The following is a 21644-nucleotide window of genomic DNA, read 5'->3' as shown; positions in this document are numbered from 1 at the left end:
TTAACCTCGGCTTAATCTTACGCCATCGCGCATGCCATTTTGCTGGCTACCATTACTAGGAATAAGTGCATCTACCACGTAAAACGGCACCAGCATTTGTGCGCTGGCCACCACTGCGCGAGATTCTATACCTAAAATTCGCGCGTTCACGAGTACACCACCTTGGTGTTTCGCCATGGTGCCTGTTAGCACATACTCAATGGGTAAACTACTGCTTAACTCTAGGTAGTCTCGACTTAATACGAAGTCGCCATCAGTGGTAATTCGAATGTAATCTGTGGCTTTAAAATCGATAACAGGAACACGAAATTTATGCAATTCATGTACAAAAGATTCGGCCATTTGCCTACCGAGTAAATCCGTAGTTTGTAGGTCGGTATCAATTAATGCGAAGTGCGTTACACCAATGGGCGTTTTTTCGTTCACATACTCCATATTAGCAATAAGGTCTTGGGTCATGTTTTTCACATAATCGCCAATATGCTTAGTGAGTGGTCGGCCCTTGTAAGCGCCTTGCACGCTTGAATAGAGTGGCGGTTGGCCAATGGCACCATAGGCATCCATACCTTGACTTGCGCTTTCATCATCATCGTCTGGCTCCACCGGAGCACGGTCGATGGCCGTAATATCGATGACATTCATAGGTTGACTAACAGGCTCGGCTTGCGCCGTTTCGTCATCACCTTTCATCATAGAACAGCCACTTAGGGAAACTACTATCCCTGCTACCATTAAGGCTATTCGCTTGTTAAATGCACTCATCCCGTTACCTCGTACTCTCAGTTCTGTACAAACGCCCATTGCGGCTGGTTACCTGCTCGGTTTCCCAAAATAATTCTGAAGGGAAAAAGCGCGTCGCAGCGGCCACCACGTCTTTGTTTCTTGCATTAATAATGCGCGCGTTAACCATAGCGCCCGCCTGTTGATATACAAGGGTGCCCGTTATATAAAAGTCTACGCGTTCAATGTCTGACAACTGTTCAATATCTCTTGTTAGTATTCTGTCACTGTTGTCGTTTAACATTATATCGTTCGATAACTTAAATTCTTGAGTAGTAAAACCTCTTTTTGACGCTTCGGTAATCATACCTTGCTCTAATTGATGGCCTAAAAGCATAAGTGGATGCTGATTGTCAGGGTTATATTTCATGGTGTCGGCGGGCACAAAACCTACCACGGCATAACGGGTTTGCCGTGAAGGACGCACGCCTGCAAAAAGCTCATTGGCTAGAATATAAGTGTGGTATTCAACATTACCCAACGCCGGCACATTAGGGGTTTCTGCTTGAGACATTGATTGTTGCTGTTCGGATGAACTGCAGCCCACTTGCATTAATGCAATAACAACCCATGCCAGCAATGGCTTTTTGATAGCAATCATAAAATAACCTAAATCTAGCGAAACAAGAGATTTGCACAATTTATGCAACGTCTACCGCAGGTCTGCAATCTTCGCACCACCTAACTAAACTTCAAGTGTATTTTTAACAAACCCCAATAAAATCTGTGCATTAGACAAATACACGCTGGATAGATTACAGGCAATATACGCGAATTCATCCCAAAATGCGGAAGCCCTTTGCCGTTTACTATTGCCGCTTGCCTTGTGCTGCTAAACCGTAACAAAGATGATGAAAAGGTGATATTTCACAAAAGCAGCAAAGATTGCACAGGCAACTATTTGTTCTTTATGTAAATATTCCCTTACTGTATAGTTGAATGCTACTTGTACTTTGCGTCAATGCAGTAGGCTATGATTTATATTGGCAGTCACATATTCGACATTGAGAAGCGACAGCTTCTGCTTAATCAGGGCGAAAGCATTGTTCACCTTGAGCCCAAAATATTCGATCTGTTACTGCTATTTACCGAACAACCTAATCGCATACTCACAAGAGACGATCTGCTAGCCCATTTATGGCCTGGCACCTTGGTTACCGATAATGCGGTGAACAAGCTAATAGGAAACCTTCGCAAAATATTAGGCGACGACGCTAAAAGCCCCCGCTTTATTCAAACTATCCCTAAGCAGGGCTATAGGTTTGTTTGTTCCCTGTCTGCGGTAGAAAAAGAAGCAGTTGTCCCCTCCATAGGTTCGTCTGTAAGTGCCTCAAAACTACCATCAACAAACCTCTACGCCGCCGGTGGTGGAGCCCTGCTACTGATAATCGCGCTGGTGGCGCTGTTTAGCTGGGGTGCGGGCAATAACGCACCTGATACAGGTACATCTGTTGCTTTAACCCGTGCGTCCGGTGTTGAGATTTCGCCGTCCGCACACCCAAACGGTGAGCATCTTTTGTTTTTGCGACAACATCAGACAGGCAAGCACTATACACTTTGGCTTAAACATCTAAAGTCGTCCGTTACCCAACAGATTGCATTGCGTACAGGCATTACTCACATTATTGATGTCACCCAAAACACCAACACATCAGCCACCCAGCTTTTTTATATCAACAAAACATCCGCAACCTGTGCGGTATACGAAGGAACATTAACCTCTCTTTCTATTCGCCCGTTGCGCATTGAGCATAGCGAGAAGCACTTCGATTGCAGTAATAAAAAGTTAAAAGATATAGCGTATCACCAAGAGGAAAAGGCGTTTTATTATACCGCTCAGCCGCAAAACTATTGGCCCAATCACATCTATCGTTTCGACATAAAGCATCAAACTCACCAACTGGTCGCGCAACCCGAACCAACAGGTTGGGGGCACCACAGCCTTGATATTTCTCCTGATGGAAAAAAGCTGCTTATCATGAGTACAGCTAGCGATCACAAGACGCAATTACTCGCGCTACAACTTAACAACAACAAGATGACACAAGGCATAACATTCTCTCACCCTGTGTATGAAGCAATATGGCACCATAATTCACAGCAGGTTTTCTATTTTTCTGCGCCCCCGTCAAATCAAATCATTACCAGTAATTTCGACGGCAGTCATGCCGTCACCGTGGTGAATTCTTCGCAACCATTGTCGGCACATCTATCCCGCTTTCCCGAGGGAAAAAACATCCTTTTTAGCACCTACCAAGAAAATATGAGCCTTCGTTGGTTGGCCTCATCTGATGGCTTCCAAAAGGGCAAGAGCGACCATCTCGCCTCTGTAGACAATTCAGCGGTTATGGACACCTACCCTGCACTTTTTCACACAAAAAATAAGTACTTATTTTTGTCGAAACGCAGTGGGAAAAGCCAAGTTTATCTGGCTGATGCAACCCAACCCTACGCACACATCGTGACTAACTTCCCCCAAGCACACTCACTGTCCTATTTATCCCTATCTGGCGATGACAAAAACCTACTGCTGAATGTGGAAAATGACGTTTACCTTGTGCCAACGAGTGCATTGGCCTTTGAGGCCCCCCTAACTGCCCTTCCCCCAGAGCAACGTATTTACGGCGCGGGCAACCCTATTATTGCGCTAGACTGGCTAACTGGCACTCACATTGGTATCACCGAAGTTCAAGATGGCGTACCACGCCTGCGGATGGTATCAATCAACGGTTCGGATACGCGCGGCTTGTCTCGCCGATGGGGATTTGGGCTGCGCGATGTTGAAAACCCTCGCTATGTTTACCTTATAGAGCAACATAGCCATAAGCTTTACCGCCTTGATGGTCTTCACCTGGAAAAGAAACAACTCGACTACGCGCCATTCCTCGAAGATATGCGAATCAGGTTACCTGAGGGGTTTTATCACGTAAAAATCGATAATGGCGTTGTGTATTACGTGACCACCGTGGGAGAAAGGGAATACATAAACAGCGTCCCGATAGCTGAGAAAGGCAGTGCTGACGTGTTGCCCCTTAACGCCTTTTCTAGCTATGACGTACATCAGGGGCAGGTTTTAGTTAGCGATCTTGAAAGCCTAGAAGGCGACATTCATAGCACGGTAAATTTAGCCCACTAACATAAAGCAGGCTTAACGCATTTTCACTTCCCGTTGTGGGAAAGGTATTTCGATACTGTCGTTTTTAAGTGCTGCAAATATGGCGTTATTTAGCGCATAACGAACTTCATAATGACGGGTAGTAAGCGCCCATACCCGTACACCGAAATTAATACTGCTATCACCAAAGTTATCCACGCCAACTGCAGGCTTTTTGGTGCTATCCACACCGTCTACCTTTGCAATGGCGTTTTCTATGAGCGCGGTGACCTGATTAACATCACTGTGATAGGCCACACCAACCTCAAGTTCAATAAGCATTTGTTCAGCAGAATTATGCAAAATTTCGCCAACAATTAACTTATTTGGAATTTGGATCTGTACGTTGTCTTCGTCAATTAATATGGTGTAAGGCAGCATGACTTTATCCACTACGCCAGACACACCGCGAACTTGAATAGTGTCACCCAAAACAAATGGACGGGTAATAATAATGGTAAAACCAGCGGCATAATTCGCCAGCATTCCCTGAATAGCCAGGCCTGCCCCCAACCCCACTGCGCCAATTGCTGCAATCAATGGCGTCACGCTAATGCCTATATTGCCAAGAGCAATAATAATGACAAGGGCAAGAATAAGGATTTTACAGGCACCCCCGGTAAAACGACTCAGCGTTATATCGATATTGCGGCCAATCATTAAGTTTTCGACCACATTGCCAATTTTACCGGCGAGCCACCACCCCACAAATAAAATGAACAAGCCGCCGACAATTTGAAAACTGTAGGCCACAGCAAATTCTATCAGGATGTCGTAAAGCGCCTGTGCTTGTTGTAATTCTTCTATCATTTATTGTTTAATTACGCTGGAGGGGGTGTGAGTGAGAGCATAAACAACGGTAAGTGCCTTATTCAAGTACAAATTCAATCTTATTGCGTTTATCATCAAAAATACGCTGCTCCGCCATGTGATTTTAGGCTTACTTAACCCAATGGGCGAGTTTATCAACCAGCTTCTCACGATCGACCGGCTTGGTTAAAAAGTCACTCATACCCGCTTGTAAACACTTTTCTTTGTCACCTTGCATGGCATTAGCCGTCATTGCGATGATGGGAATGTTAATATTCTCGTTACCCGCTTTTCCTTGTCGAATCTGCTTGGTCGCTTCGTAACCGTCCATTTCAGGCATCTGGCAATCCATAATAACTAAGGTAAATGCCCAGCCGCCTTCGTTGGACTTACGCAATACATCGAGCGCTTCTTTACCATTGCTCGCCACCGTAACAGCTAGGCCTATACTTTCAATAACATTCACGGCCACCATTTGATTGATGGCATTGTCTTCTACCAACAGTACCTGTGCACCGTTTGGGGCGTGCGCGTCATTCATTTCGCCTTGATTTGTTGCCCCGCATTTCTCATCAAGGTGATAATTAGCCTGCCTAGGCGAATTCACCTGTTTGGCTATAAATGGCTGAAGATTTTCTTCTCCGCTTAGCATGGCCCGCATATCGTCGGTTCTAAACGGTTTAGGATAAACCGCTGACACCCCTAACTGCTGAAAATAATGAGCTTCACCCACATCTCCCAACTGGGTTAACAGTACCAGCTTAACAGCGTTGTTCACTTTATCTTCCCGTATCGCCTTTATGATATCGGTGCCACTCATCCCTGGCATGTGCCTATCAATTATCACAATATCGCATTTATCACTGCTAGGCTGTTGCTGAAGTAGCGTTAGTGCCGACGCTCCGTCTTTTGCGGTTAGAACGTGAGCGCCCATTGCACTAAGCTGCTTCTGTAATGCACATAGGTTAGCGCTGTTATCATCTATCACTAAACAACGTTTACCTTCGCCCTCAAGCACAGCGTCGAGTGGCGTGGCCGTGCTAGCGTGCTTCACTTGGCAATGCACTTTAAAGCAACTGCCCTCACCTAACTGGCTAACAACTTTAATATCACCTTGAAGTAAGTTGCAGAGCTTTTTCGTTATACTCAAGCCTAACCCTGTGCCACCGTAGCGCCGGGTGGTAGACGCATCCACTTGGGTAAAAGCATCAAACAAGTGCGCTAGCTTATGTTCAGGTATGCCAATACCGGTGTCTTTAACCGTACACTGGAATATTTGGGTTCCTTTGGGTTCAGAAGGCTGAAGACTGGCGGTAATCTTAATCTCACCGCGCTCGGTAAACTTAATGGCGTTGCTTAGCAGATTGGTTATTATTTGACGAAGTCGGTTTGGGTCTGTTTTTATCGTAGAAACACGGATGGCAGAGACATCGACGATTATCTCTATGCCTTTTTCCTGAGCAATATGCGCAACCGATTGCACGAGGTCTTCCACAAGACTTCGGATGTCAACGTCTACGCTTTCGAGTTCAAGTTTATCGGCTTCAATTTTTGAAAAGTCTAAAATATCGTTGATGAGGTTTAACAGAGCGTTGGCGCTGGTACTTGCAATATTCACCCGCTGGGCTTGCTCGTTTGTTAAGCCTGTATCTTTAAGTAGCGTTAACATGCCAATGACGCCATTCATTGGGGTTCTTATTTCGTGGCTCATATTGGCAAGAAACTCAGATTTAAGCTTAGTCGCTTCTTCGGCTTTGCTTACCGCTTCTTTTAAGTCACAGGCTTGCGCTTCTAACGAGGCAGTTTTTTCAGACACCTGCTGCTCCAAGGCAACAACAAATTGTTTTTGCTTTGTGATCTCTGTTTGATGTAGCCGAGTTCGCAGATAAATAACCAAGTAAACTAAGGCTGCCAAAAAGAGGGTATATAAGGTGTATGCCCACCAGGTTTTCCACGGCGGAGAAGAAACATGCAAGCGTAAATTGAGGATGCTACTCCCCCATTCACCTTCATGGTTCATTGCTTTTACGAGTAAGCGATAATGCCCACCGTTTAAATTAGAGAAAGAAACGCTATTCCGATTGCCTATGTCAATCCAGTTATTATCGTAGCCTTCTAACTTGTAGGCGTACCGCGCCTTACTGGGCGCCGTATAATCAAGTACAGCAAATTCAAGAGTAAAGAAGTAATCGAGATAACTTAACTCGATTTCAGAAACATAGGGAAGCGGCTTGTCTAGCGGGGTTTCTTGCCCCATCTTTGTAAACCCTGTTAATACAATATTCGATTGCGCCATTTCCGTGTCGCTTTGCACATAGCTAAAGTATTCAACCCCTCGCTGACTGCTAGCAAAAAAAGTATTATTGGTTGCTCGAAATAGGCTGTTAGGGTAGTAGTTTTTGCCACTTAAATTCGTATTCAATTTATAATTCAGTGTGCTTTTATTTAGGGGGTCGTAAGAGAAGATTCCCTTATTGGTGGTTAACCAAAGCGTGCTGTCTTTGCCATCACTCACGGCGCGTATTAGTGATGCGGGCAAGCCGTCATCTTCACTAAAGCGCTGAAATGAAGCGCTGTCAGGTACGTAGAGATTTAATCCCATTTGGGTCGCTACCCAAATTTTTCCATCTGCGCTTTGATGAATGTCATCAACAATGTTGCCTAAAAGGCTGCCCGAGTCCTTTTCATCGTAAACAAAGTTGATAAAGCGATCCTCTCCTTTAGGCCAGATATTGACCCCTCTGCCCGTACCCACCCACATGTTACCCTTATCGTCTTTGGTAACATCGAGCACTTCAGGGTGCGACAATCCCTGGGCGTGATTGAGATGCGTAAAGGCATGATCAGTTTCGTCATACACATAAACACCATTTTTATAGGTGCCAATCCAAAGTCGATTGTCGTCATCTAGCGCCAGCGCCCTAAATTCTCTAAATTGCCTAAAGCGTTCGTCAGAATGAGGGTAAGTCACCGGGGTAGAAACGCCGGTTTCTAGATTAAATTTAACCAGAAAATCATCCTGCGCTATCCACAAATAGGCCTCACTGTCTGGCAGCACAATAGGACGCTCTATAACGCCATCGTCCACGTACCCCTCGAAAGCATTAAACACAGAGTCTGCAATTTTAGTGAGGTTTTGATTGTCGACTTGCCATCGATAAACATCGCCGCTGGCATTCACGATGATGACATCACCTTCATCATCTAACGCAATGCCATTGGGTGGTGTTAACTCATCACTGTTAATCAACTTAACTTTTTTGCGAGGCGTTAGCTTGAAAATGCCATGAACTTCGCTGGTAACCCATTTGGTATGAGTATGATCTTCAAAGATAATACGAAGGCCATTATTGTAATCAAAATCCAGTTTTTCGACGGCATGCTCATCCATAGCTTGTCGATAAATGCCGTTGGTCGTCACAAACCAAATATAACCTTCGTGATCTTCTATCATCGAATTCACTTGGCCTAACGTGGTGCCGTTCACCGTTAGCTGCCGGGTGAATTCGCCGGTATCGGGGTTGAAGATGAAAGGCCCTTCTTGGGTAGCCACGTAAAAGCGCCCATTAGAGGCAATGAGAATGCTCCGAATTTCGTTGGCGCCCGTTCCTGTTTTATTGTCAGGTTCAGGAAAGAAATGTGTGGCGGATAACGTGCGTTTATCTAATAGGTTGAGGCCAAAACTGGTGGCTACCCATAAGCTATGCTCATCGTTGTCTTCAATATCCCATATTCGGTTATGCGAAAGGCTATCGGCTTTACCCTCAATGGCTTGGATACGGGCGAACGAATTGCCCCCTAGGTACTTATTTAACCCTTCCGCATAAGACCCTAACCAAATATCACCACTCGCGTCATGAAATAGCGACTGAATACGATTTGACGATAACGCGTCATCTCGTGTGGCATCATGGGCAAACCGCGTAAACTCGCCGGTCGCCGGATTGTACTTGTTTGCGCCGCCGCCCCAGGTCCCCACCCAAATATTGCCGTTTTTATCGAGCATGAGATTGCCAGCATCATTATGTGATAGCCCACTGGCTGTTGATCTATCGTATTCAAACAGGGTGACGTTTCTACCATCGTACCGCATGACCCCGTTTTCAGCGGTGCCAAACCATAAAAACCCCTTACGATCCTGAATAATGGAATAAATCTCTGAGGAAACGAAGCCTTCTTCTAACGTAAGTTTTTCAATGGCATATTCATTCATCAAGGTATCGCTATCAACAGCGAACGAAGAACACGCACAACAAAAAAACATAAACACCACCGCTATCAAGCGCGTGGCTATGTTCAAAGGGTTACGATGATATGCGCAATTTGCCGTCATTGAATATGAAATACGTATAGGTAAGGAAGGGTAATGATTGAATTACCTCCTAATGTAGAGCATTTACCTGGGTATATCCATTCGACAAAAGAAGCATGAAGTCTGCGCGATTAACGGCTCTCAGACATAAGCTTTGCCCACAAAGCAGAAACCCGAGCGGCGTCGTCACCTTCTAATTCATTGTTAGCGAAAGCTTGCTGAAGACTTTCTTGCATCTTTTCATCAAGCAGCGTAATCGTGGCATTTTCTTGCATTTCTAACTGTCGTGCTTCTACAGCAAAGTGCCCTTGCAAGTAGCTGGCAATAAACAACTCATCGTCACTGCCATGGTTCACGACATCGTCTAGGGCGGATTCAATTTTTGCTATTTTTTCGACCACAGATTGTGGTGCTGCAGCAGGTGGTAACAAGACTTTCTCCTTTGTTAACTCAACGCGCGCGCCTCTTTTTTAAGGGCTAATATTAAACGGCGTTATACAATACTTTATCTTTGTATCCGGTAATAATAGTGAACGCACCACTTAGCTGGGCGTCCAAACGTTCATCGCCGGAATCCAGACGTAATGGCTTTCCGTGTAACCCACGGATTTTTTGCTTAGTGGCCACCACTATCATGTTTTGTTTGCCTACGTGGCGAATAAACTCTGGGCTAAGTTGTTGATTTCCTCGCCCTAAGAGGTGGCCTTGACCACCAATAACCGTTAACACCACCTTGCACGGCTTACCTTGGGTAAGCGCAATAAGCTGCGATGCTGTCACATCACTGGCCTCTCGTTTTCCCTGGCGAACCACGTCAACCCCTAATAAGGTGTTTTCAAGCCCCAGGTACTCCATTATCGCACCCACAGTAGAGCCTGATCCCATCACAAAATAGGTATCGGGTTCATCTTCCATCATTTCACTTACGTAGGCAGCAATATCATCAAGCACAAGGGCTTCATCTTCTTTCCCGCCCATTTTTACCGCCTGAATATACGTTAGCTCGGCGGGCACTCGCATTTCTCCGTAATGCTTGGCAATGACTTTGCCTTGTCGAAATGCATTTTCGTCAATATCCCTGACTTCTGCCTCCATTTCGCTAACTAACTCGCCGGCAATCATTTGACTCACCACCTGCCCTGCCGCCGCGGGCGAAACACAGTAAACGCCAGAATGAATTTTGCACCCAGCAGGCACGCCTAACACGGGTATCGCCGCGCCCACCACGTTGCAAATATTTCGAGCGGTACCATCCCCTCCGGCAAATAAAAGCAAATCTACATTGGCCTCAAGCATAGCCTGGGCGGCTTTTTCTGAATCTTCACCCTCGGTTTGCGTGCAACTTGGTGAGTAGATAACCTCATAGGGTAACCCCAATGATACACATACACTTTCGCCCATCTCTCCTTGGGCGGTCACCACGGTAAATTTGCCCGATAGCGCCTCTAAAATACTTAATGCTTTCGCCATTTTTTCGTTGGCTTTTTTTTCCGCGCCCATGGCTAACGCTTTTTCACGCACCTGCGCACCGTCACTGCCTTTTAGCGCCAATGCGCCGCCAATCCCGGCAAAAGGGTTAACAATAACGCCCAGTCGAAATTGAGGATTACTCATGCTGCGCTCCCCTTTGCCAGGGTTGAAAATGTTGCCATCAATGCATCAATAAAGCGCTGAGCCCTCGGTGGAAACCCCTTTTCTTGATAACACGCCAATTGAGCCGCCACATTTTTTGTGAAGGTTTCCCTATCGGGTTCTGCCCCGTTTAAGTTATCGGTGCTCACCTGAAACTTTCTTCCTGCCGCTTCTGTGAATGCCCATTCAATGGCTTGGGGCTTTATTTCTACCTTTTCAAAATTGGCCTGCTGTTGGGCATCACGTCCATCGGGGCAATACCAGTAACCGTAGTCTTCTTGCAAACGTCGAGCTTCGCCCGCAATGCACCAATGGGCGATTTCATGCAAGGCACTTGAAAAAAAACCGTGGGCAAACACGATTTGATGATAAGGGCATTGGTCATTAGCGGGTAGGTATACGGGTTCATCCTCGCCTAGCACCAAACGGGTGTTGTAATCAGCAAAGGTGCGGTTAAACAACGTTATAAGAATAGGTACGTCTTCATCCCGTTGCTGAGGCTGGTTTTGATTACCTTCTAAATTCATACATCACTTATAGGTCAACAAACAATTAAACACGCGGGCAGGCGCGGTAATAAAGCCGGTATTATATCAGTAAAACAGCCACTTCTCACTTGAAAGCTAAGCAGGGTTGGGTCACTCTATCGACTCTGCAATCCAGAAACCACAGTGATGGAGTCTTTCTATTGGCACAAGAGATTGTTAAACATATTCATCGCGTCAATGCGCTTCGCGACATGGCGAACCAACTTAATATCATGCCGCTAATTCATCAACTACAAGACTGGCAGTGCCAGCGCCTACTTGTTTCTCATGACGATTTAGCGCAGCAAAAACGCTATCAAAAGGCCATGGCATTTTTTGTTGAAGAACTTTATGGGCCGAAAGATTTCAGCCAAAGGGACGCTGATTTGGTACGCGTAATACCAAAACTCGCCAAAGTTCTCCCCGATAAAGCCATGAATGCGATGGACGATGCCCTTTCTCTTAACGCCCTCTCATTCGATTTAGACATGGCTATGGCGCAATACATGGATGCGAACTACCCCGGCGAACCCATTCATCGTGATAGCTACGCGCAAGCCTACCGACATATTGGTAGAGCAGAAGACAGAGCACATCAAATAGCGATTATTTCTCATTTAGGTGACCAACTGGCGGATGTCATCAAAATTCGCGGTATAGGTATGTTAATTTCATTGTCTCGTCGCCCTGCCAAACTGGCTGGCCTACTCGCGCTGCACGAATTTTTAGAACGTGGATTTAATGCCTTTAAAGCCATTGGCGATGTTCAAAGCTTCATCCAGCCGGTTCTTATGCGAGAGAAGGCGCTTATGCAGACCTTGCTCGACGATACCGTAAAGTTACCCGAGCAAAACCCGCTGCCAGTAGTGTGAAATCGATTCTAAGCAATGAAATAAGTTGAGGAAAAACATTGAGCGAGCCTGTGATATCGTGGATGTACCCACAGCCATTTGTTCAGCAGTGGCAAATTGATGAAACCCATATTGACCACTACCAGCACGTAAATAATGTGGCGTATTTGTCGCAATTAGAAAGCCTGGCCTGGGCGCATTCGAACGCGCTTGGCTTACAATTTGCCGATTATCAGTCACTAAACCGGGGCATGGTGATTAAGCGCCATGAGCTCAACTATCATCTTCCCACCCATTTAGGTGACACGCTTGCGTGCGCTACATGGATTGTATTTTGCGACTTCAAGCTCACACTAAAACGCCAGTTTCAGTTCATATGCCCCAAGCGCAATAAACCTGTTTTTGATGCTATTACCACCTTTGTGTGCGTTAGCCTTGATACCGGCGCTCCTAAACGAATGCCTTCGCGCTTTACCGAGATTTACGGTAGTGCGTGTGTTTTTCCGCAAGCCACCACGAGGTGATCTGATGAACCGTGTGTTAGTGTATTTTCTTCTTGGCTTGTTAGTGGCTTCCATCGGTATTAATGGCTACTTATGGCTTCGCCTTGAAAAAGTGAATCAAAATGCCATCAACCATGAAAGCGCTTATCAACAAAGGTTAACCGGAGATAGCTCGGGAGTGTTACAGCCGAATGGCGGTCATTCTGCCACTCAAGGCGCACGTTATAACGGCGATGTCCCCTATTCAGACCAAAATATAGCGAATGCAGTACGAGATCTGCGCAAAATGCTGGAGGCGGGCCACTATGACAAATTAGCGGAACAACTCAATAGTTACCTTAAAGATGCGCCTAACAATGAAGCTTTACTGCTCATTGAAGCCGAATTGATTAAGTTAACTCAACCACTTTCTACTGCACTTATTCATTATTACGACTTAGCCGATTCATCCCTTTCAACTTCAGCGCGAAATAATGTTAACGCTGAAATATCCACCCTTTATCAACAAGCGCAGCGTCAGCTACGCCAAGCACAGCAATGGGAGTTGGTGGCGCAACTTAACGAAGCGTTATACCAGCGTGTACCCGACGAGCACGCCTATATTCTTAACCTTGCTGAAGCTTACGCCCATCAGCAAAAATTGACGTTAATGGAAGATGTATTGGCGGCGCTGCCCTTTAACCATAGTAAAGCACAAGCCATTCGGGGGGTTGCATACCAAGAAGAAGCGTCTTCCATCGTCGACAACCCCGCTAATCCCTCTAGCCTTAGAGAAAATAGCGAGAGTGCCATAACCGCTGAGGGGTACGTTAGAGAAGTGTACGTGCCGTTACGAAGGTATGGCGATCAATATCGCGTAGATGCTATTACACTTGATGAAGATGCCGACATGATATTGGATACAGGTGCCACTATTTCAGCTATCTCCTATTCATTATTTAGGCGAATGGGAGGCTACAGTACCTTACCATTTGTGGGAAATTTTCAAGTATATACTGCGTCTGGCAGCATAGAAGCGGCACTCGTAAAAATCCCTCTTTTTAAATTCGCCGGTTATGAAATCAGCAACATATCAGCCATCGTTTTACCCGAAGACGCTTTACCTGAGTCTGATGGGCTACTTGGCATGAATATATTGGGCAAATTCGACTTTTCTATTCTGCCGCAGGAAAATCAGCTACTGTTGCAGGAAAGAAAAAAGCCCCTTAATGCAGATTAAGGGGCTTTTGAAGCAGTATCGAAACATCGAATAACGATGAAAGTGCGCTACACTGCCGCACACACCCGTGTACCTTGGTCAATGGCGCGTTTCGCATCTAGCTCCAATGCTTCATCGGCACCACCAATAAGGTGATATGGCATGTTCAAACCTTCGACGATGTCACGCATTGGCTCTTGGCCTGCACAAATAATGATATTGTCTACCGGCAATACTTGGCTATTGCCGTCTACCGTAATATGTAGACCTTCATCGTCAATTTTATCGTAGCTAACACCTGGGATCATAGTCACCCCTTTGGCCAGCAAGCCTACCCGGTGCGCCCACCCTGTGGTTTTTCCTAAACCTGCGCCCACTTTTGTGGTCTTGCGTTGCAGTAAGAAAATCTCTCTTGGCGATGGTTCAGGCTGCGGCTTAACGCCTTCAATACCCGCGCGGGCCGAGAAGGTCATATCAATACCCCACTCTTTCATGAATGCAGGTATGTCTTGGCTTGGTGTTTCCTTGCCATGAGACAGGTATTCCGCGGTATCAAATCCAATACCGCCAGCACCGATAATGGCCACTTTATTACCAACAGGCTTTTTCTCTTTCAACACGTCGATGTAGGTCAGTACTTTCTCGTGCTCAATACCTTCAATGGCAGGGGTTCTAGGCTTAATACCTGTGGCTACCATAACTTCATCAAAGCCTTCGTCATTTAATTGAGCGGCATCAACATAAGTATTCAGTTTAACCGTAATATTTTTATGAAGCTCAATCTGGCGTTTGAAATAACGCAACGTTTCGTAAAACTCTTCTTTGCCAGGGATTTGTTTAGCAATATTAAATTGGCCACCAATTTCGCTAGACGCATCGTAAATTACAACGTCGTGACCGCGCTGGGCAGACGTCACGGCTGCAGCTAATCCCGCTGGGCCTGCGCCAACCACTGCAACACGCTTTTTAGTCTCAGCAGGTTTTACGTTAATTTCCAACTCGTGACAGGCACGAGGGTTGACCAAACAGCTGGTCATTTTGCCGTTAAATACGTGATCAAGACAGGCTTGGTTACAGCCTATACACGTATTAATTTCATCGGCTTTATTTTGCTGCGCTTTACGCACAAAGTCGGGGTCGGCCAAGAATGGACGCGCCATCGACACCATATCTGCATCACCGCGAGATAGCACTTCTTCCGCTACGTCAGGCGTGTTGATACGGTTAGACGTAATAACAGGAATTGAAAGCGCTTCGCGAAATTTCGCGGTTACCCAAGTGAACGCTGCGCGCGGAACCTTGGTGGCAATGGTTGGAATACGCGCTTCGTGCCAGCCGATACCGGTATTAATGATAGTTGCACCGGCTTTCTCAATCTCTTTGCCCAGCTGCACCACTTCATCGTACGTTGAACCACCTTCAACAAGGTCAAGCATCGACAGGCGGTAAATAATGATGAAGTGCTTACCTACGGCCTCGCGCACGCGGCGGACTACTTCAATAGGCAAGCGGATGCGGTTTTCGTACTCGCCACCCCACTCGTCGTCACGATGGTTAGTGCGTTTTGCAATAAATTGGTTTAAGAAATAGCCTTCAGACCCCATGATTTCAACGCCATCGTACCCGGCGCGCTGAGCTTGGGTCGCTGCAGTAATGAAATCTTGTATTTGCTTTTCAATCTCTTCAGCTTCAAGTGCTTTTGGCTTAAACGGGTTAATCGGCGCTTGTACCGCAGAAGGTGCAACAAGTTTAGGGCTATACGCATAGCGCCCTGTATGCAAAATTTGCATACAAATTTTGCCACCCGCGATATGAACGGCGTCTGTCACTTCTTTGTGATTGTTCACCGCTTCATCGGTGTCTAAACGAAAAGTGGAAGGATGCGTTGCCCCTTCTTCGTTGGGGCCAATGCCCCCTGTTACAATAAGCCCAACGCCGCCTCTGGCGCGTTCGCCATAGAAAGCCGCCATACGTTTATGGCCGTCAGGCAACTCTTCTAAGCCCGTGTGCATAGAGCCCATAAGCACACGGTTTTTAAGCGTAGTAAAGCCTAAGTCTAGCGGGCGAAATAGATGGGGGTAAACGGGATGATCGGTAACGGTCTGATTCATGATACATTCCTGAAAGTCGTTTCGGCTTGATAAAAGCCGTTAAAATGCCTGTTAACTATTTTTTTATAATGCGCGCTTTGTTTAAAAACGCGCTCATACATAAACTTACGAATTCATTTTTTTAATCGCTGGGTGCAGCGGCGGATACTCCGGCAGTGTTTTTGTTTTCTGTGCTTCCATGGCTTTGAACACGTCTTCCATTTGGAACATACCCGCTTGCCACGTAGCCATATAGGTTAAGCTTTCTGCTACCGTGTGTTCTACCGCGTAGTTAATCATCGTCTTGGTGCCTGATACCGCTAGCGGCGAATTCATTGCAATCTGCTGGGCTATTTTCATTACCGCTTCTAGCATTGAAGCTTGGTCGTCAAATACTTGATTCACAAAGCCGAGCTGCTGCGCTTCTGCGGCACCAAAGTTGCGCCCGGTGTAAGCCAGCTCTTTCACAACACCAATAGGAATAAGCTTAGGCAATCGTTGAAGGGTACCCACATCGGCCGTCATGCCTAATTGGGTTTCTTTTATAGTAAAGAAAGCATCTTGGGTGCAGTAGCGCATGTCGCATGCACTTAGTAGGTCTACCGCGCCACCGATGGCTCCACCTTGAACGGCACCTATAACCGGCACCCGTGCTTGCTCAATGGCAGTAAAGCTGTCTTGCAGCAGCATCACCATGCGGCGCATGCGTTCAGCCCTGCGCGACGGGTCGCCCTTAAAGTCTTCTTTCATGTTCAAGAACACAGATAAATCCATACCGGCAGAGAAATGCTTACCTGTAGATGAAATAACAATGACGCGAGCTTTAGCTTCGTCATCTATTTCACGAATGGCCGCCGGCAGTTCTGTCCAAAATTCTGGGATCATACTGTTCATTGCATCAGGGCGGTTAAGTACTACGTGGGCAATATGACCCTCTTGTTTTACTTCTAATGTAGAGTACTTCATGGTTTGCGCTGTCTCCTTGGGCTGTTCCTGTTAACAAATTTGCAAACTAGACAGCGTCAAGATAAAAGGCTATGTTGACAGTGTCAAGATAAAACGCTATCTATTCGGCTTAATTTGAAAACGGACACATTTGATATATGGCTAATGCAGTACAAAGCTATCATCACGGTGACTTACGCAGCGCGCTGATTGAAGCAGCTAGCGCGCGTTTGTCTGAGCACGGCGTTGATAGTTTATCTCTTAGAAAACTGGCAGAAGACGCCGGAGTCTCGCGAACTGCGCCCTATCATCATTTTAAAGATAAAAGCGCCTTGCTAAGCGCCATCGCGGCAAAAGGGTTTAGCGACTGGCATTCAACGGCCAAGCGTATATTTGAGCAAGAAGACAAAACACCGCAAGCGCGTTTTCGTGAGTTTGTTCACGAATACATCGGCTACGCCGCCGACAACCCCGAAATGTATGAACTCATGTTCGGTCGCACCATTTGGCAGAACCAAGCTGCGACAAGCGACCTTAAAGAAGTGGCGTTTCCGTGTTTTCAGTTTCAGGTAACCATGACGCGCTATTGGCAAGACAAAGGGCTGCTTCCGAACAACCAGGATGCGCTGAGACTAGCGCAGGTTACTTGGGGTACGTTACATGGGATTGCACGATTGCTCATTGACGGTATATACGCTGACAGCAGTCATATTGAAGAAATGTGCGATTGTGCAGCGGATTTATTTATGCAGGTGTCTTCATGATGTTGGCAATCATAACGCCGCCTGATGCAACTCGGCTTTAATAAAATCTACTGCGCGCTCGGCAATCATAATCGTGGGCGCATTAGTGTTGCCACCCACTAAGCTTGGCATAACCGACGCATCCACCACTCGCAGGTTTTCAATACCAAGTACTTTCAGTTTGTTGTTTACCACCGCCATAGGGTCGCTTTCTTTTCCCATTTTACAGGTGCCGATGGGATGATAAATGGTTTCGGCTCGCTCCCGTAAAAAAGCGGTTAAATCTTCATCGGTCTGCGCGTCTTCACCTGGGTGACGCTCTTTCCCTTCAAAGGGAGCAAAGCTGGGCGCGGCTAATAGGGTTCGCGCGAGCTTAATGCCGTCAATCATCACTTTAATATCATCTGGATGAGTCAGGTATTTGGGGTCGATAAGTGGATGATCGGCGGGATGATTACTCTGTAAACGGATTGTACCGCGACTTTTTGGGTACAAACAGCATACATGAACGCCATAGCCATACCCGAAAGCCAGTTGCCGACCGTGATCTTCTAAGATGGCTGGTAAAAAGTGAAATTGAATATCCGGATAGTCATCGGCAATGGACGAACGCACGAAACCGCCTGCTTCGGCAATATTGGACGAAAAAATCCCCTTTCGTTTAAACAAGTATTCCACACTTGCTTTGGCGTATTTCGGGAACATACCTGCAGCCACTGCATAGCCTTCTTTGGCTTTACAGGTATTTTGAACAATAGCATCCAGATGGTCTTGAAGATTTTCACCCACGCCGGGTAAGTCTTGATGAACGTAAATACCCATATTTTCAAGCTGTCTGCGTGGCCCCACGCCAGACAGCATAAGCAGGTGTGGCGAGTTTATTGCACCACCGCACAAAATCACTTCTTGGCGAGCAGCATACCGCTTAACGTTTCCTTTTTCTCTGGCCTGCACGCCTATGGCGCACTTATTTTTTATAAGTACTTTTTCTACCGCAACTTTCGTCAGTATGACTAAGTTGCCTCTGTGTTTAGCCTGAGATAGATAGCCTTTGGCGGTAGAACAGCGTTGACCATTAACTTGGGTGACATGGTAGTACCCCAGACCCTCTCGCACATCCCGATTAAAATCATCTAGCACGGCTAAGTCGGCCGCCGGTGCTGCCGCTAAAAATGCATCGGATAAGCGACTGGTATCTGTAAGGGGGGAAACATGTAAAGGCCCCCCTACACCGTGATAGTCATCTTCACCTTGATAATAGTTTTCCGAACGTTTGAAGTAGGGTAAGACCTCATCAAAGCCCCAACCTTCTGCCCCTTCTTGCGCCCAGCGGTCGTAGTCCTCTTTTTGACCCCGAATGTAACACATGGCATTGACCGAACTACTGCCACCCAGTGTTTTCCCTCTAGGCCAAAACAATTCGCGATCGTGCAGTTCACCCTGCACTGTCGTGTGATAACCCCAACCTATCCCCTCAAACCGGCTAAGAATAGACAAACCGAAGGGAATATGAATAAAAGGGTTGCTATCTTTACTTCCTGCTTCAATAAGCAATACACGCAAAGCGGGATCTTCCGAGAGACGCGCGGCCATCACGCCACCAGCCGACCCGGCGCCGACAATAATATAATCAAATTGTGTATTGCTATCGCTCATGGCTCTCTCCAATAATTCGTCCCGTGACGACATTGAATTCAATCGTGTACATTCATCGCATCACAGTAGCGCTAATAATGTATACAAATTACCCTGGTAAGACCACATCGTTGTGATGATTTCCAACTATTGACGAATCACTAGGTAAATATAGCCCAGCCTAACGGCATTAATTGAATGCTGACTGTGAAATATTGATGAATTTATGCGAGTATAAATTCACTCTACGCTGCTCATGACTTTCTCTACTACGCCTATGTCGCTAACTTTTAAGGCTCGTTGCAAATACCTATTTGCCCGCTTACTGATTAAGCTTGGTAAATTGAAACACGATGACTTCACCAAAGAAGAGCTAGAATCAAGCCTGAATACGTCACTTCCCCACGGGTTTAACTTTGATATTCCCGTAGGCATTGCCAAGGTATCCTTGCTAGAAGGCGCGGTGAATTTAGATGAATCACACCAAACCATCAATGCCCAGTTTCTTGCCAGCATTGTGATTGAATCGGCCGGCACTACGCTTTACCGCGCTCATTTTATTGTGGTATTAGGCGCCACACCATTTTATGACAAAGGTACAAAGTCGGTGTGCCTTCAGGCAATTACCTTCGACCATATTACCTTGATAAATGATGATTACGCGCTTATTGGCGACACCCAATCACTGCTGTCTGCTTTTCTTCCTGGCAACCTCAATACTCTTTTAGGCAAAACCGTTCAAAGCGCACTTAGCCTTGTGACAGCAGGCACCTCAGCAAAAGTACAAAATTACTTAACCCTCTTTTTGGCCGGTTCCAAACAAACTATATTGGATTATCACACCCCTCAAATACGGGCGGCGGTGCTAAAAGAAATTGCCAAGCAACCTACCCATTTTCAATTAAGGCAAGACGTTTGGCGAGAAGCGCTATTTTCCCGCTACGGTGAACGAGTAGGTATTGAAGACAACCGCTTACGCTTTTACTTTTAATCACCACTTGCACGCTAAATCAACGCTAGTGCTCACTTACAATGGACACCGGCATGGTATGGATATGTTCGCCCACGTCCTCAATTTTCAGCCTTGGGTTGTCGACACTGGCCTCTAGCATGTCAAACGCTTCCGTGACATAACGTGATAAAACCTGTAAAGACTTTACGTTCTTATTGCAGCACACCATGCCAATATTCGCGGTGCCTGAATACGTCATCAGGGTAATATTCACGCCGCCACCAGGTGTCATGGTTGATATGGGGTAACAGGCCAATAGCTCACTGTCTTTTAGATAGCGCCTGTCTTTTGGCCCAGGCACATTCGAGACCAATATATTCGCAATGGGCTTCACCCAATTAGATATCCGCAACCATTCAAATACCAAGGCTAATGACTGAATGGCAATGGTGTACCCACTAAAAGCAGCGGGGCGCGCATGTTGCGCCGCATGTTTTACAATTCGGTGATTGATGATGATTTGCCGTAAACGAAGGTAAGGGTCTTGCTCGCCGTGCGCTAACTGGACAGGCACAATAGCAATTTTATTGCCCGTGGTTTTTTCTCCAGGTTTGCGCAAATTAATCGGCATGTTGGAAAACAAGGCTTTGGGAAAGGTTTGCCCGTGATCTTGCAATAAGCGATGCACGCCAATATCAAACGCACACAGTAAGACTTCATTTGCCGTAGACCGTGTTCGCCGTGCAAGCTGTTTAATTCGCTTAAAGTCCAAATCCATGGTGGCCACTGCCCTGCCGGGTTCGACTTGACCGGTAAGAATGGTTTTCGTGCCCGTGAAGGGGATTGGCATGTAATGGGGATTAACCCGCAGCACTTTCATAAAAATGCGTAAAAAGATAACGGCTAAATCCAAACTGGTTTTAAGTGCGTGGCCGACGGCAATCAAGCGTTTGTATCCACTTTGCGTTTCACGCCGCTTATGCCTTAGCCGTTTAAGCGCCCATACTGGCGTAAATGTGCTGCCATTGGGGCGAGAAACATAGCCCGATTGGAACCAGCGCACTAACGTTGCGCCATCTCCGTACATATGGTGGACTCGGGCATAAATAGCAAAGGTTGCAGATTTGCCATCGTAAATAAAATGATATTGCCAAAGCGGCTTATCTGGGTCCAGCCGTGAACCATGAAGTTTAGCAATAAACCCATCCAGCGCTTCTCGGTCGTTAACGTCATCAATGCGATGCAGCTGAACGTGATAATTCATGTCGAGCTTTTTTACCGGCACTAAGGCAATGGGATAGCCAAGCACCGTTTTAACGTAGCAGTTAAACGGCGATGTGCCCCGCGCAAACCCTTTTATTTCATCGAATAAGGCCGGTACATAGTGGTCCTTGTCGGCATGTTCAGGCATGGCTAACAATTGTAAGCAAGCAACATGCTTTGGGTTTGCATCAGACTCCGTAATCCAAAAAGATTTATCCAGAAAGCTTAATGTTTTCCCCATGTGTAATC

General features: G+C 46.3%; 17 protein-coding genes. 6 read left to right on the top strand and 11 right to left on the bottom strand.

What is annotated here, in order from left to right; translation table 11 throughout:
* Both IUA53_RS07155 and IUA53_RS07150 read right to left on the bottom strand, forming a co-directional pair.
* Complete coding sequence (locus IUA53_RS07155) at positions 1-762, bottom strand: FlgO family outer membrane protein (protein ID WP_044447880.1); 762 nt, start codon at positions 760-762, stop codon at positions 1-3.
* A 4-nt stretch (positions 763-766) separates the two neighbouring features.
* The gene (locus IUA53_RS07150; protein ID WP_052364379.1) at positions 767-1381 is read right to left on the bottom strand and encodes a FlgO family outer membrane protein; all 615 of its coding nucleotides are present in this window, start codon (positions 1379-1381) and stop codon (positions 767-769) included.
* A gap of 372 nt (positions 1382-1753) precedes the next feature.
* On the opposite strand from IUA53_RS07150, the gene IUA53_RS07145 reads away from it, so the two are divergent.
* Positions 1754-3916, top strand: a complete 2163-nt coding sequence (locus IUA53_RS07145) for a winged helix-turn-helix domain-containing protein (protein WP_196898890.1) — start codon at positions 1754-1756, stop codon at positions 3914-3916.
* 12 nt (positions 3917-3928) lie between these two features.
* Here IUA53_RS07145 and IUA53_RS07140 read toward each other — a convergent pair whose 3' ends face one another.
* The 5 genes from IUA53_RS07140 to IUA53_RS07120 all read right to left on the bottom strand — a co-directional run bounded on the left by IUA53_RS07140 (position 3929) and on the right by IUA53_RS07120 (position 11215).
* Positions 3929-4741: a mechanosensitive ion channel family protein gene (locus IUA53_RS07140; RefSeq protein WP_196899455.1), complete on the bottom strand. Its 813-nt coding sequence runs from the start codon at positions 4739-4741 to the stop codon at positions 3929-3931.
* Positions 4742-4874: 133 nt separating this feature from the next.
* Positions 4875-9008: a hybrid sensor histidine kinase/response regulator gene (locus IUA53_RS07135; RefSeq protein ID WP_231401275.1), complete on the bottom strand. Its 4134-nt coding sequence runs from the start codon at positions 9006-9008 to the stop codon at positions 4875-4877.
* Between the two features lie 179 nt (positions 9009-9187).
* Positions 9188-9487, bottom strand: coding sequence for a YfcL family protein (locus IUA53_RS07130; protein ID WP_044057453.1), 300 nt, complete (start codon positions 9485-9487; stop codon positions 9188-9190).
* A gap of 52 nt (positions 9488-9539) precedes the next feature.
* Positions 9540-10670 carry an ATP-NAD kinase family protein gene (locus IUA53_RS07125; RefSeq protein WP_196898888.1) on the bottom strand — a complete coding sequence of 377 codons (1131 nt, stop codon included), beginning with the start codon at positions 10668-10670 and terminating at the stop codon, positions 9540-9542.
* Positions 10667-11215 carry an elongation factor P hydroxylase gene (locus tag IUA53_RS07120; protein WP_196898886.1) on the bottom strand — a complete coding sequence of 183 codons (549 nt, stop codon included), beginning with the start codon at positions 11213-11215 and terminating at the stop codon, positions 10667-10669. Before IUA53_RS07120 ends, IUA53_RS07125 begins: the two co-directional genes overlap by 4 nt.
* Before the next feature lie 161 nt (positions 11216-11376).
* On the opposite strand from IUA53_RS07120, the gene IUA53_RS07115 reads away from it, so the two are divergent.
* From IUA53_RS07115 to IUA53_RS07105, 3 genes are all read left to right on the top strand, one after another.
* Complete coding sequence (locus IUA53_RS07115; protein WP_044057455.1) at positions 11377-12087, top strand: FFLEELY motif protein; 711 nt, start codon at positions 11377-11379, stop codon at positions 12085-12087.
* Between the two features lie 62 nt (positions 12088-12149).
* Entirely contained in the window at positions 12150-12590 is a 441-nt protein-coding gene (locus IUA53_RS07110; RefSeq protein ID WP_414630847.1) for an acyl-CoA thioesterase, read from the top strand.
* A 4-nt stretch (positions 12591-12594) separates the two neighbouring features.
* A complete protein-coding gene (locus IUA53_RS07105; protein WP_196898884.1) occupies positions 12595-13788 on the top strand; it encodes a retropepsin-like aspartic protease family protein in 1194 nt (397 codons plus the stop codon).
* Positions 13789-13835: 47 nt separating this feature from the next.
* On the opposite strand, the gene IUA53_RS07100 is transcribed toward IUA53_RS07105, so the two are convergent.
* Together IUA53_RS07100 and IUA53_RS07095 are read right to left on the bottom strand one after the other, a co-directional pair.
* A complete protein-coding gene (locus IUA53_RS07100; RefSeq protein WP_044057457.1) occupies positions 13836-15878 on the bottom strand; it encodes an NADPH-dependent 2,4-dienoyl-CoA reductase in 2043 nt (680 codons plus the stop codon).
* A 105-nt stretch (positions 15879-15983) separates the two neighbouring features.
* A complete protein-coding gene (locus IUA53_RS07095; RefSeq protein WP_044057458.1) occupies positions 15984-16823 on the bottom strand; it encodes a crotonase/enoyl-CoA hydratase family protein in 840 nt (279 codons plus the stop codon).
* A gap of 137 nt (positions 16824-16960) precedes the next feature.
* Between IUA53_RS07095 and IUA53_RS07090 the strand changes: the two genes are divergently transcribed.
* Positions 16961-17566, top strand: coding sequence for a TetR/AcrR family transcriptional regulator (locus tag IUA53_RS07090; protein ID WP_044447887.1), 606 nt, complete (start codon positions 16961-16963; stop codon positions 17564-17566).
* 9 nt (positions 17567-17575) lie between these two features.
* Here the strand turns inward: IUA53_RS07090 and IUA53_RS07085 are convergent, their stop codons facing one another.
* Positions 17576-19201: a GMC family oxidoreductase gene (locus IUA53_RS07085; RefSeq protein ID WP_196898882.1), complete on the bottom strand. Its 1626-nt coding sequence runs from the start codon at positions 19199-19201 to the stop codon at positions 17576-17578.
* Positions 19202-19436: 235 nt separating this feature from the next.
* Between IUA53_RS07085 and IUA53_RS07080 the strand changes: the two genes are divergently transcribed.
* Positions 19437-20171: a DUF1439 domain-containing protein gene (locus IUA53_RS07080; protein ID WP_231401274.1), complete on the top strand. Its 735-nt coding sequence runs from the start codon at positions 19437-19439 to the stop codon at positions 20169-20171.
* Between the two features lie 25 nt (positions 20172-20196).
* Here IUA53_RS07080 and IUA53_RS07075 read toward each other — a convergent pair whose 3' ends face one another.
* Complete coding sequence (locus IUA53_RS07075; protein WP_196898880.1) at positions 20197-21636, bottom strand: wax ester/triacylglycerol synthase domain-containing protein; 1440 nt, start codon at positions 21634-21636, stop codon at positions 20197-20199.
* Positions 21637-21644: the final 8 nt, after the last annotated feature.

This window comes from Alteromonas sp. B31-7, assembly GCF_015767655.1.
Taxonomy (GTDB): domain Bacteria; phylum Pseudomonadota; class Gammaproteobacteria; order Enterobacterales; family Alteromonadaceae; genus Alteromonas; species Alteromonas australica.
The sequence above is the reverse complement of the archived record's forward strand: the minus strand, read 5'-3'. Positions and strand labels throughout refer to the sequence as shown.

Excerpts from the sequence above, each read along its gene's own strand:
- IUA53_RS07155 (WP_044447880.1), bottom strand. The coding sequence starts at position 762 with ATGAGTGCATTTAACAAGCGAATAGCCTTAATGGTAGCAGGGATAGTA.
- IUA53_RS07150 (WP_052364379.1), bottom strand. The coding sequence starts at position 1,381 with ATGATTGCTATCAAAAAGCCATTGCTGGCATGGGTTGTTATTGCATTA.
- IUA53_RS07145 (WP_196898890.1), top strand. The coding sequence starts at position 1,754 with ATGATTTATATTGGCAGTCACATATTCGACATTGAGAAGCGACAGCTT.
- IUA53_RS07135 (WP_231401275.1), bottom strand. The coding sequence starts at position 9,008 with ATGTTTTTTTGTTGTGCGTGTTCTTCGTTCGCTGTTGATAGCGATACC.
- IUA53_RS07125 (WP_196898888.1), bottom strand. The coding sequence starts at position 10,670 with ATGAGTAATCCTCAATTTCGACTGGGCGTTATTGTTAACCCTTTTGCC.
- IUA53_RS07120 (WP_196898886.1), bottom strand. The coding sequence starts at position 11,215 with ATGAATTTAGAAGGTAATCAAAACCAGCCTCAGCAACGGGATGAAGAC.
- IUA53_RS07110 (WP_414630847.1), top strand. The coding sequence starts at position 12,150 with ATGTACCCACAGCCATTTGTTCAGCAGTGGCAAATTGATGAAACCCAT.
- IUA53_RS07105 (WP_196898884.1), top strand. The coding sequence starts at position 12,595 with ATGAACCGTGTGTTAGTGTATTTTCTTCTTGGCTTGTTAGTGGCTTCC.
- IUA53_RS07100 (WP_044057457.1), bottom strand. The coding sequence starts at position 15,878 with ATGAATCAGACCGTTACCGATCATCCCGTTTACCCCCATCTATTTCGC.
- IUA53_RS07095 (WP_044057458.1), bottom strand. The coding sequence starts at position 16,823 with ATGAAGTACTCTACATTAGAAGTAAAACAAGAGGGTCATATTGCCCAC.
- IUA53_RS07090 (WP_044447887.1), top strand. The coding sequence starts at position 16,961 with ATGGCTAATGCAGTACAAAGCTATCATCACGGTGACTTACGCAGCGCG.
- IUA53_RS07085 (WP_196898882.1), bottom strand. The coding sequence starts at position 19,201 with ATGAGCGATAGCAATACACAATTTGATTATATTATTGTCGGCGCCGGG.
- IUA53_RS07080 (WP_231401274.1), top strand. The coding sequence starts at position 19,437 with ATGACTTTCTCTACTACGCCTATGTCGCTAACTTTTAAGGCTCGTTGC.
- IUA53_RS07075 (WP_196898880.1), bottom strand. The coding sequence starts at position 21,636 with ATGGGGAAAACATTAAGCTTTCTGGATAAATCTTTTTGGATTACGGAG.